Source organism: Specibacter sp. NPDC078709 (assembly GCF_040686795.1).
In the GTDB taxonomy this organism is placed as follows: Bacteria; Actinomycetota; Actinomycetes; order Actinomycetales; family Micrococcaceae; genus Specibacter.
The window spans coordinates 173,054-183,543 of record NZ_JBFBLU010000006.1 but is presented as its reverse complement, the minus strand read 5'-3'; the positions used below and the strand labels follow the sequence as shown (position 1 = coordinate 183,543).

The 10,490-nt window shown below is 60.8% G+C and carries 11 protein-coding genes, 1 tRNA gene and 1 other RNA gene; 6 read left to right on the top strand and 7 right to left on the bottom strand.

Going from position 1 to position 10,490, the window contains the following annotated elements:
* The first annotated feature begins 21 nt into the window (after positions 1–21).
* A complete protein-coding gene (locus AB0P14_RS12785) occupies positions 22–1,461 on the top strand; it encodes a DUF5129 domain-containing protein (RefSeq protein WP_363842690.1) in 1,440 nt (479 codons plus the stop codon).
* Between the two features lie 257 nt (positions 1,462–1,718).
* On the opposite strand, the gene AB0P14_RS12780 is transcribed toward AB0P14_RS12785, so the two are convergent.
* Positions 1,719–2,711 (bottom strand): D-glycerate dehydrogenase, encoded by a 993-nt coding sequence (locus AB0P14_RS12780; protein WP_363842688.1) that lies wholly within the window; start codon positions 2,709–2,711, stop codon positions 1,719–1,721.
* Between the two features lie 6 nt (positions 2,712–2,717).
* Positions 2,718–4,022, bottom strand: a complete 1,305-nt coding sequence (locus AB0P14_RS12775; protein ID WP_363842685.1) for an MFS transporter — start codon at positions 4,020–4,022, stop codon at positions 2,718–2,720.
* A gap of 204 nt (positions 4,023–4,226) precedes the next feature.
* Between AB0P14_RS12775 and AB0P14_RS12770 the strand changes: the two genes are divergently transcribed.
* From AB0P14_RS12770 to AB0P14_RS12760, 3 genes are all read left to right on the top strand, one after another.
* Positions 4,227–4,430, top strand: coding sequence for a helix-turn-helix domain-containing protein (locus AB0P14_RS12770; protein WP_363842683.1), 204 nt, complete (start codon positions 4,227–4,229; stop codon positions 4,428–4,430).
* On the top strand, positions 4,427–5,689 hold the full coding sequence (locus AB0P14_RS12765) for a HipA domain-containing protein (protein WP_363842680.1): 1,263 nt from the start codon (positions 4,427–4,429) through the stop codon (positions 5,687–5,689). Before AB0P14_RS12770 ends, AB0P14_RS12765 begins: the two co-directional genes overlap by 4 nt.
* Before the next feature lie 67 nt (positions 5,690–5,756).
* A complete protein-coding gene (locus tag AB0P14_RS12760) occupies positions 5,757–6,383 on the top strand; it encodes a TetR/AcrR family transcriptional regulator (RefSeq protein WP_363842677.1) in 627 nt (208 codons plus the stop codon).
* A gap of 46 nt (positions 6,384–6,429) precedes the next feature.
* Here AB0P14_RS12760 and AB0P14_RS12755 read toward each other — a convergent pair whose 3' ends face one another.
* Complete coding sequence (locus AB0P14_RS12755) at positions 6,430–7,281, bottom strand: LytR C-terminal domain-containing protein (RefSeq protein WP_363842674.1); 852 nt, start codon at positions 7,279–7,281, stop codon at positions 6,430–6,432.
* Complete coding sequence (locus AB0P14_RS12750) at positions 7,274–7,573, bottom strand: type II toxin-antitoxin system VapB family antitoxin (RefSeq protein ID WP_363842671.1); 300 nt, start codon at positions 7,571–7,573, stop codon at positions 7,274–7,276. The genes AB0P14_RS12755 and AB0P14_RS12750 overlap by 8 nt, the downstream gene beginning before the upstream one ends.
* 119 nt (positions 7,574–7,692) lie before the next feature.
* On the opposite strand from AB0P14_RS12750, the gene AB0P14_RS12745 reads away from it, so the two are divergent.
* Positions 7,693–8,580 carry a hypothetical protein gene (locus tag AB0P14_RS12745; RefSeq protein ID WP_363842668.1) on the top strand — a complete coding sequence of 296 codons (888 nt, stop codon included), beginning with the start codon at positions 7,693–7,695 and terminating at the stop codon, positions 8,578–8,580.
* Positions 8,581–8,696: 116 nt separating this feature from the next.
* Here AB0P14_RS12745 and AB0P14_RS12740 read toward each other — a convergent pair whose 3' ends face one another.
* From AB0P14_RS12740 to AB0P14_RS12730, 3 genes are all read right to left on the bottom strand, one after another.
* Entirely contained in the window at positions 8,697–9,176 is a 480-nt protein-coding gene (locus tag AB0P14_RS12740; RefSeq protein WP_363842665.1) for a glutathione peroxidase, read from the bottom strand.
* 364 nt (positions 9,177–9,540) lie between these two features.
* Positions 9,541–9,628, bottom strand: a tRNA-Ser gene (locus AB0P14_RS12735).
* Between the two features lie 300 nt (positions 9,629–9,928).
* The gene (locus AB0P14_RS12730) at positions 9,929–10,201 is read right to left on the bottom strand and encodes a hypothetical protein (RefSeq protein WP_363842662.1); all 273 of its coding nucleotides are present in this window, start codon (positions 10,199–10,201) and stop codon (positions 9,929–9,931) included.
* Between the two features lie 125 nt (positions 10,202–10,326).
* On the opposite strand from AB0P14_RS12730, the gene ffs reads away from it, so the two are divergent.
* An RNA gene (gene ffs / locus AB0P14_RS12725) (signal recognition particle sRNA small type) lies at positions 10,327–10,422 on the top strand.
* Positions 10,423–10,490 lie beyond the last annotated feature (68 nt).

The following is a 10,490-nucleotide window of genomic DNA, read 5'->3' as shown; positions in this document are numbered from 1 at the left end:
CCACAATGGTGGGCTGGAACCATGAAAAGGCTATTGGGGATTCTGGCACTGACACTTTTAACCCTGCTCGGTGTGGCTCCGGCGGCACTGGCGGATACCCCCACGGAGATCGTGGTGGAGGACACCGCGGGTGTGCTGTATCAGCCGCAATTGCTGCCGGCACTGGAGAAGATTGATTTCCATTCCCCCACCACCGTAGTGATTTACACCCGAAACGGTGACTATAGCGACAACTTCAACGAGGAAGTCCTGCGCTACGCCCGGGCCTACCACCCAGAATGGATCAGCGCCGATGGGCAAAAGTGGGCCGATGGGCTGTTCATCTTTGCTTTTGACCCCCAAGGACGCCAAGTAGGCACGTACATGGGCGAGGACCGGAAGGTGTCACTGGCAAAACGTGAAGCCATCCAGGAATCTGTGAAGGACCTATTCCGCGAGGCCCAGTGGACCGATGGCACCATCACCGGCGTTAAGAAGGCCGCGAAGCTGATCAACCAACCGTGGTATCAATCAGCCGGGTTCATCATCGCCACCAGCGTCGTGGGCGGCGTAGCCCTCTTGGGATTTGGTGCCCGAGCTGCCATCCGCAGCAAAAACCGCACCAAGGCGGCCGAGCATCTCAAACGCGGTGACGCTGGTTTTTCCAGTGTGAGTTTGGCTCTTGAGACCACGGAACTGAACGCCAAAACCATCCCGGATGCCTCCACATACGGTGCCCTCGTACTGGAAAAGTACCGTGATTTCAGCTCCCGTTACAACGAGGCCAGTGTGCTCAACCAACAGGTCCATGCCTTCACCAAAAAGGAACTGTCACAAGGCGCCAACGTGAAAATCGTGGAAAAGTACGCGAATCTCGCTGAGGATCTGGACACCCTAGACGATGTCATTGGCGACACCAACACCCTCCTCAACCGCTTTTCCGGATGGGAAGGTGCCTGGGAGCGGCAGTCACAGCCACTACTTGACGACCTCAACCAGCTGCCAACATTGGTCAGCCAACGCGAAGCCAAGGGCCTGCCCACCACCCTTGCGATCGACTCCCTCTACGCGCAAAAGACGAGCGAACTGCAGCATCTAGGAGCCTCTTTTCAAGAAGGTAAAATCTCACCGGAAGAGGCTCTTGATAAGTTGCGTGATCTTCGCAAAGAATTGACGGCAGTGCTGCAACAGCATTCAGAGGCCATGATTGAAAAATTCGCTAAGACCAATTCCGAAAAATCTCAGATGCGTCTAGCCATGGATATCAGCCGCAAGAGCGCATATCGCAGCAGCTCGCCCACCATCCTTGGCTCGGTCTACGGCTGGAGCTCCTACTACTCGGTGCCTTCCTTCAGCACCGGCTACAGCACGGGCCGGAGCCAGGTGAAAACGGCCCGCAGCAACTCCAGTTCCGGTAGCAGCTCCGGCTACGGTTCCAGCGGTGGCAGCTTCTCCGGCTCCGGCAGCTCATCGCGTTTCTAGGGCCAGCTTCTGCCTGACCCCCACTTCTGCCTAGCCCCCAAGCAGGGATTCTTCCAGCACGACGCCGGTTCCCGTCCGGCGCCCCCACCTCACCCAGGGCGCGCCGGTGTTACCTTCACACAGTTGGATTCACACTGAGATAGCGTCCGCCGAAAACCCGCCATTGCTGCCCTAGCGTCAGATGAAAAGCCACCATTGCTGCGATAGCGTCGCCAGGGAGCGTCGCGAGGGAGGGGCGCCGGGGAGGGGCAGGAGGCTCAGGAAGGCAGTGCCTCGGGGTTGACCGGATGCGGCGGAAGCTCACCCTTGGCCATGGCGATGGCATTCTCCGCCGCCAGCACTGCCATTTTGGCCCGGACAGGGCCCGTGGCACTGCCAATATGAGGCAGCAGCACCGTGTTGGGAAGTTCGGCGAGTCCAAGTGCCAAGGCCGGTTCGTTCTCATAAACATCTAGGCCCGCGCCAGCAATGACGCCTTCGCGCAGGGCTGTCACCAGCGCCGCCTCATCCACTACCGGGCCGCGGGCGGTGTTGATCAAGATCGCGCCCGGCTTCATGGCCGCCAGCACAGAAGCATCCACCAAATGCCGGGTGTCCTCGGTCAGCGGCACGTGCAGGGACAAGTAGTCAGACTGGGCCACCACATCCTGCCACGGCAGCTGACGGACCTTTCCAGCGAACTCTCCCAGCTCTTTATCGGAGACAAGACGCTCCGCTGGCGGGCGCGGCGAGAACACTACGTCCATACCAAAGCCCAGCGCCCGGCGGGCCGTAGCGCGGGCGATCCTACCGAATCCGGCCAGCCCCAGCACCTGCCCTGCAACGTCGCTACCAATCATCAGCTCGGGTTTCCACCCAATAAATTCGCCGGCACGGACCAGTGCATCTGCTTCCACGACTCGGCGGGCCGTACCCAGCAGGAGCAGCAGTGCAATATCGGCGGTGGCGTCGGTAAGGACGCCCGGGGTGTTAGCTACCAGAATGCCCTTGGCGGTGGCAGCGGATACGTCAATGTTGTTGAACCCTACGGCGTAGTTGGAGATTCCCCGTAGCGTGGCATCGGCCAGCAGTTGGGCGTCGATGGTGTCAGCCAATTGGGACACCAACACGTCATAGTCGCCGCTGGCACACAGGGCACGCAGTTCCGCCATGTTCGGGGCGGTCGGCAATACGGTGAGCTCACCGGCGTCGCGCATTAATTGCAGACCAGACTCTGGGATGCTTTCAGTAACTAAGAATCGAAGGGCCATGCCTGTTTACGCCTTGAGGTTGACTGCGAGTTCCGCAGGGGCCGCAGCAATCGGTTCCGCGGCAGAATCTTCAATGTATCGCTTTGCGTTGATCATGACGGCACCGGTCATCATGACCGTCATACAGACACCCAGCATGGCGAACGATGCGGCCCAGGATCCACTGGCCTCGTGGATGGTGCCAAAGAACAGCGGCGCGATCCCAGCCCCCGCATAGCCCAGACCCTGGCTGAAGCCGGACAAAACCGAGGAACCGTGGGTTGTCCGCGATCGCAGATTCACCATGAGTAGTGCCGTAGCGAAGGTGCCCTGACCCAGTCCGGAGAATGTCACCCACAGCCAGGTCCCTTCCGCGGGCGAAAGGTACAGGCCCAGATGTCCCGCGGCCCAGAACAGCGCGAAGAGGCTGATGGCCACGATCGGGTTCTTCATGCGCGGCACCCAGAGCGGGACCAACAAGCTCACCGGCAGGCCGAGGATGGCGAAGTAGGCCAGCGCCGTACCTGCCGTGGCCGCATCGAGCCCCTGCCCGGTAAGGTAGGGAGGCAGCCACGTGAAGTAAACATAGGTTTGGGCCGAGTTTCCGGCCAAGAAGATCGCCAAACCCCAAGCCACCGGAGAACGCCACGGCCGTAACTTCGGTGTGGCTGCGGAACCCGCAACCGCATCAGCTGTGAGGTGGGCTGCCTGCTCGCCGGAACCGGAAACGCCGGGGTCAGCACTGCGTTTCTTGCGATCCCGTACAAACTGGATGATCCAGGGCAGCAGCACCAGCAGGCTCACCGTAGCCCACATGCCAATGGACACCCGCCAATTAGTCAGGCCCGCCACCGGGACAGCCAGCTGCGGACTGATCGCGGTGCCCACGGACAGCAGTGTCACATACCCGGCCGTGACCACGCCCACCCGGTCCGGGAAGTACTTCTTCACCAGCGGCGGCAGCACCACGTTGCCAATGCCATAGCCGGCCATGACCACGGCGGTAAACCCCAGAAAGGGCCAGACTTGGTCAGTGGCGGAGCGCGCCAATTGCCCCAGCACAGCAAGCACGACGGCGGCTACCAATGCCTTTTCGAGCCCGAACCGGCGGATCAATACAGGGGTCAGCAGCCCGAAGAACGCAAACATCAGCGGCGGCAACATGGCCAGCAGACCTGTTGATCCGGCGTCGAAGCCCAGCTCTCCGCTGAGCTCGCCGAGCAATGGCGGCACCACAGAAACAGCGGTGCGCAGGCTCAACGCCATGACCATGATGCCCAAAAGTGCGCCGAGGCGACCTGCCCACGGACGTTTTAGAAGAAAATTGCTCACCGCTCAACACTAGTCAATGGTGCGCAGCTCCCAGACCGCGCCCGCGCCCGTGCCCGGAAACCGTCGTTTGCAGAGACAACACCTTCCCTCTATTTTTTCTGCAAGATCATGCACAAAAATGGCCGCATGGGCTTAGGATGGAGCCACAGGCCGCTCAACGGCCTGAGGGAACTTTGGGCCAGTTGCGGGAAAGTCGGAACCACCATGAACGTTGTCGAACTGGGCGCGGCCTTACGGGCCCGGCGCCGGTCCTTGAATCTGACACAGAACGAGACAGCCGATCTCGCCGACATCTCCACCCGGGTGCTAAGCGATCTGGAAAATGGGCGCGAAACCGTCCGGCTGGACATCCTGACCGCCGTGGCGGCTGCCCTCGGCATGAGCCTGACGCTAGCGGTGACCCGGTGAAGAACCTCTACTACGCCAAAGCCGTCACCCGGGCTGTCATCTACAAGCGCGGGATAGCCGCGGCGACGCTGACCCGGCAAGCTGGTCTGGGCGTGGTCTTCGCCTACCTGCCGGAATATCTGGCGTCAGGTGGCCCCGGCATCGCTTCCACCCTGCCCGCCCTGGATGTCCCCGTGACGTTGAGCCACGGCAGCGTGCCAGCCTTTTTCGCAGGGCTGCTGCCGGAGGGTGAGCGCTTAGCCAAGCTGCGGTGGGCCGTCAAAACCACCATGGACGACGAGTTTTCATTACTCGTGGCAGCCGGGGAGAACCCGCTGGGCGATGTCCAAATTGTTGCCGCGGGGCAGCAGCCGGAGACCATCCCGTCCCTGCTGACGGTCACCAAGACCATGGACGACATCAACTTTTCCGACTTTGCCGCCGTTCCTGGCCCCGTTGATCTCTCGGTTCTGCCCGGGTTGCAGGACAAGGTCACCGCCTCCTACCGCCACGACAAGGACCCCACCCGCGCCTACATCCTCAAATTCAACGACGGCAGCCACCACCGTCAGGTCGAGACCGAACATCTTCTACTCACCAAGGCCCGTGGACTGTCCATCCCTATCGCCGATGCCCGCTTGGTGTACGACGGCGTTGGCCAAGCTGCGCTGCTCGTCTCCCGTTTTGACCGGTCCCCCAGTGGGCCCTTAGCGGTGGAAGACGGCGCCCAGCTCCTGGGTCTGGGACCGAGCCGTAAGTACACGGTGCCCAGCGAGGCTGTCGCCGCCGCCGCCATCAGCATGTGCTCATCCCAAGCCCTGGCCGCCCGAAATATTTTCTTGCAGTTCCTCTTTGCCTGGCTCACCGGCAATGGCAACCTCCACGCCAAGAACATCTCCGTGGTGCAAGAACCCAGTGGCGAATGGCGCGTGGCCCCGGCCTACGATCTGCAGTGCACGCTGGCCAGCGAAATTGAACAGGGATTCGCAGCAGGTGTTCCCGGAGGTATCCTGACCGACCTCATCGACGGCGACCCCTCACGTGACCCGGGCATGGCCCTGCCCGTGGGCGGCAGCGCCGGCAGCCGCACGGGGCTGAACCGCAACGATTGGCTACGCTTTGGCCGGTCCCTGCACATCCCCGAAAGACTCGTGAGCAAGTGCATCGACAAAGCTTTGGACGCCTCTTTGTTGACCACGGCGGAACTGCCGTTTGAGCGGCACGTAAGTGCCGCCGTCGTCCGTGTCTTGGGTATTCGGCGCGCTGCCATCAAGCGATAACTGCCTGCAGGGTTCCTTCCAACGAGCCTAAATACTTTTACTGACGAAATGACGCTAAAATGTCACTATGCCACGAATAGCCGCCCCCACGAACGCGGCGCAGCGCGAGCAAACGCAGCGCAAAATCCTCAACGCGTTCGGCGAACTTCTGTTTACCCATGGACTGCCGGGCCTGACAATGACCGATGTTGCCAGGACCGCCGGTGTGGGAAGAACCGCCGTCTACAATTATTTTGCCGATCTGGAACAACTTCTGGTGGCGTATGCGTTGGATGAGACCGGCAAGTTTGTCGTTGACCTCCGGGCCAGCCTTGACGGTCTGGAGAATCCGGTAGACCGCCTGGCGGTGTACGTGCGGGCGCAGATGGAGGATCTCACCCGGCGCCACCTGCCACCCGGTCCCGCCATGCGTTCGGTGCTTTCGAATGAGTCGTTCGCCAAGTTGGGCGTACATGTGGGCGAACTCAACACCATACTGATGGATATTCTGCGCGCCGGAATGGCCCAGCGCTATCTGCCCGAAGCCGACGTTGAAGGGCTCGTGCAATTGATCCACGGCTCCTTGACCACCAGCGCCTCCCGCCGCAACGCTGATACCCCGGATGAGGACCACATCACCGGGGCCGTCAGGTTCATTCAGGCCGGGGTGGGTGCCACCTTTGACGCCGACGGCCGCCCCATCCAACGGGCCTAGGGTTTCCACCGCGTCAGAGTCTCCCTGACGTGAAGTTTGTCGAAGCCTAAGGTTTCCCGGAAGGCTCAATCGGCGGACCGCTTGGAGCACCGCTCGGGGACTCGCTTGGCGCCGGGCTCAGCCGTGGGCAGGACAAGACGCCGGCACTTTGATCCACCTCTGGGGCTGCTACGAGGTTGCCAAATTGGCTGGTCAGCACCACATCCACGGTGGCGTCTTCGCGATCATCTTCGACGTATTCGCTGTTGGGGAAATTACGCTGCAAGTTAAAGGCTGCGGAGTGGCCGCTCGGACCGGAAATGACCACCGTGGGCGCCAATAGCGCCAAGTCACGGTTATCAATTTTCTGAACTTGGTACCCGCGCTTTTTCAGCTCCTCCCCCACCTTTCCCGCCATACCTTCGACGCTGCCACCGTTGTACACGTTGACCGCGACTGCAGTATTTGCTGGATAATCCAGCGTTTCGGTGGGGCAGGCAAAGGGCGTGGGGCTGGGACGCCCGGAACCTATTTTCAGATCCAGCTCGCCGCGCTGAATCATGCCCACCAGGACCAATCCGGCCACCACCAAGGACAGCAGCAGCACCAGCACCACGGCGTGCGTGATGCGCCGGCGCACGGTACTCGTTGGCAGTTCGGGAGTTTCTGGCTCCGGGAAGGCCTCCTCTAGGCCTCTCGAATCCACAATGTGGTGCCCACGCCAAGTGGTCCCGTCTTTGGCCTTTTTGCGCTGCATACGCAGCTCGTAGGCCTCATCCTTGGCTTGGCGGCGCGCAACCCGCTCGGCCCGTCGTCGCTGCCGAGCCGTCAGCAAGACGTCATCGTCCTGTTCAGGGCTCGTTGCGGCGGGATTATTTGCGGGACCATCCGAAGATTCCCCCGCGGGCAGCCTAGTCATCGATCACCAGTACCCGGGCATGCAAAATGGTGCGCTGGTGCAGAGCTGTCCGCACCGCACGGTGTAGGCCGTCCTCGAGGTACAGTGTGCCCCGCCATTGAACAACGTGCGGGAACAAGTCGCCAAAGAACGTGGAGTCCTCAGCCAGCAGGGCTTCTAGATCTAGCTGCGCCTTTGTCGTGACCAGTTCGGCCAAGCGAACTTGGCGTGGCGCCACACCAGCCCAGTCCTTGGGCGTGATGTAGCCATGGTCCGGGTAAGGGCGTTTGTCGCCAACAGCTTTGAATATCACCTCCCCAGACTAGGGACAAGTGTGGGTGAAAGGAACTGTGTCACCCTCTCGCGCCACGGTGTGTTGCAAAATGGTTACCGAAAGTGGCTCTTAGGCACCACTGCTGGGAACATGGTGGCATGACAATCGCGCACCCTCCCCTTGCCCTGCTCCTTGATGTTGACGGCCCACTGGCCAGCCCCGTCACTCGCCGCGTGTCCGAGGACATCATCGAGAGCTTGATCGAATTGCTTCGTCGAGGCATTCCGGTGGTGTTCAACACCGGCCGTTCCGACGCTTTCATCTCCGAACAGCTCATGCATCCCATGCTGGAGGCCGGGCTGCCTGCTGGTTCCGTAGTCCACGCCATTTGCGAGAAGGGCGCCGTCTGGTTCAGTTTCACCCCCGATGGCCCCGGCCCCATCCACGTCGATAAGTCTTTGGCCATGCCGACCGGTTTTGGTGACGACATCCGCAACCTCGTGGCGGATTCCTACGCCGAGCACATGTTCTTCGACGAGACTAAGCGGGCGATGGTCTCGGTGGAGCAGCACATTGAGGTAGAGAGCAGCGTGTATTTGGCTGAGCAGAAGAAGTTCGACGCCGATGCGTTGACTCTGCTGGCAGCGCACGGTTTGGGTGCGGTGCGCCTTGATCATCGAGCACCCGGGTCAACTGGCAGCGTTGACTACCGCGTGGATCCGTCCATCATTTCCACGGATATTGAATCGGTGCGGTTGGGCAAGGATTTGGGCGCTAGCCGGGCCGTGGAGCTACTGGCTGCTCAGGGAATTGTCCCGGAGGCGTGGCGGACGGTGGGAGATTCCCGTACGGATTACGCCATGGCTGACTGGTTGCACCACCAGGACCACGCCGTGAAGCACATTGATGTTCGCCCGGCCGAAGGCGTGCCGGAGAAGCCCTACCCGGTCAAGACCGCTGCAGATCTGGAACTGGGCGATGACATTATCAACGACTTCGCCGGGGCAGCGTTTCTGCAGTTCTGGCTGGATGGCCTGGCCAAGTAGCTTCACCGCTTGGGCCGGACCGGGCCTGGCTCGGCCGGGTCTGGCCGGACTGGGTCTGGCCGGGCCGGGCCGGACCACGCAGCCGGGTGAATGTGCAGTTAGCGCTCGTTGACCCTTTAAGCGAGAGCAGCTTCCACAGCGGCTACCAGCTCGGGTGAGTCCGGCGTGACGGCAGATTCAAAACGGGCTTGCAGGCCGCCGTCGTTCGTGATCAGGAACTTCTCAAAGTTCCATTTGATCGGCGCGGCACCGTTGTCGGTGAGCAGAGCGAAAATGGGGTTGGCATCGGCGCCGTTCACATCGGTCTTGGCGGCAAGTGGGAAGGTCACCCCGAAGTTCTTGCGGCAGAACTCAACAATTTCCTCTTCCGTGCCGGGCTCCTGACCGCCGAACTGGTTGCAGGGGACGCCAACAACGCTCAAACCCTGGTCGCGATACTTTTCATGGAGGGCCTCAAGGGCGTCGTACTGCTTAGTGAAGCCACATTCTGAGGCCACATTGACCAGCAGCACGGCTTTGGTAGCCAAAGCAGGCAGCGTTGTAGCTGTGCCGTCGTTGAGAGTAAGGGGCAGAGTGTTCAAGGTTTGCGTAGTCACAGCCTGAGTCTAGCGCCGGGACAGTGACTGGGTCCCGCACCTTGGCTTTGAATCAGCAGCAAATGCGATCTACACCCCACCGCCGATTCGACATCGCAGATACGGCGATGAATCCGCGATTTTTACCGCATCAGCTGCAGTTTGGAACCGGACGCTAGTGGCGCGGGATCTCGAGTTTTGGCCGCTAGCCCCCTCACTCGAGTCCCCAGATATGGCCCCTTTAATCGCATTTTCGGGGCCAGATATGGCGACTCGAAGATGGCGATCGTGGAAGCCACTGACATGCCCGGGCTGTACACCTTTTGGCCGCTAACCAGAAGTTAACGAGAAAAGGCCCGGAATCTCAATGATTCCGGACCTTTCTTGGCGGAGGATGGGGGATTTGAACCCCCGAGGGCGTTAACCCAACACGCGTTCCAGGCGTGCGCCATAGGCCGCTAGGCGAATCCTCCAGCTTGCTGTGCAAAACACGGCAGGTTCAAGAGTACCTGACAAAGTGCCCAAGTCACGAATCGAGGACTCCCACCCTCGAACTAGGGCAGCCGTGATGGCTATTTTGGGCACCTTCGAGGGCAGATTGAGCCCACTAAAGTTCCAGATACACCCTTGACGCCCACCATGTAGCCCGACCATGGCTCACCGCCGTGTTGTTACTCACAGCCCGGGGCATGCCCGCCTGCGCTATGACCGCTGTGGCTGCGGGGGCACTCGAACTGCAGTGCCACGCCGTACTGACCAGGAGGCTGCGTTGATCAGTGGCCTGCGCGCATTGCCAAAGCCGCAGTAACGAAACCGCACGCAGCAAAGGTCACTGCCATGACAATCAAGAAGAATTGTTGGCCAGAGTGGCGATGCGTGCGCTGTGAGGTGTTGGTGGAGAAAACTTCACTGCGCATCAGCACCATGAGTCCTGTCCCGATGGCTAGCACCCAGAAAATCCATTCAAAGAATCCGTAGCTCAACATGGCTAACTTCTCCTCGGCAGCCCGGGCAACGCGGGGCGAAAACGTTGCGGGGGCCTGCACGGCAATGGTTTTGCGCCCCTATGTGGCGAACGTACCACCGCCGGCACAAAATTGATATGGCCCGCTTGAGTGCTGCATGACTACTGCCGGATTCGCACGCACCGCCGCTGTCGGGTAAGCTGATTCCCGGCCCCTCATGTGGCGTCACCCTGTGAACTCCCCCAGGACCGGAAGGTAGCAAGGGTAAGCGGGCTCTGGCGGGTGCATGGGGGGTCTTTATTTATCCCCAGATGCCCCAATTATGCGCGCATCGTGCGGCAATTTGTCAGGCGGATTAGATAGGGTTTCA

Bases quoted from the DNA above. Each gene is read 5' to 3' on its own strand.
- AB0P14_RS12760 (WP_363842677.1), top strand. From the start codon at position 5,757: ATGCCACGAATAGCCGCCCCCACGAACGCGGCGCAGCGCGAGCAAACG.
- AB0P14_RS12785 (WP_363842690.1), top strand. From the start codon at position 22: ATGAAAAGGCTATTGGGGATTCTGGCACTGACACTTTTAACCCTGCTC.
- AB0P14_RS12745 (WP_363842668.1), top strand. From the start codon at position 7,693: ATGACAATCGCGCACCCTCCCCTTGCCCTGCTCCTTGATGTTGACGGC.
- AB0P14_RS12755 (WP_363842674.1), bottom strand. From the start codon at position 7,281: ATGACTAGGCTGCCCGCGGGGGAATCTTCGGATGGTCCCGCAAATAAT.
- AB0P14_RS12770 (WP_363842683.1), top strand. From the start codon at position 4,227: ATGAACGTTGTCGAACTGGGCGCGGCCTTACGGGCCCGGCGCCGGTCC.
- AB0P14_RS12780 (WP_363842688.1), bottom strand. From the start codon at position 2,711: ATGGCCCTTCGATTCTTAGTTACTGAAAGCATCCCAGAGTCTGGTCTG.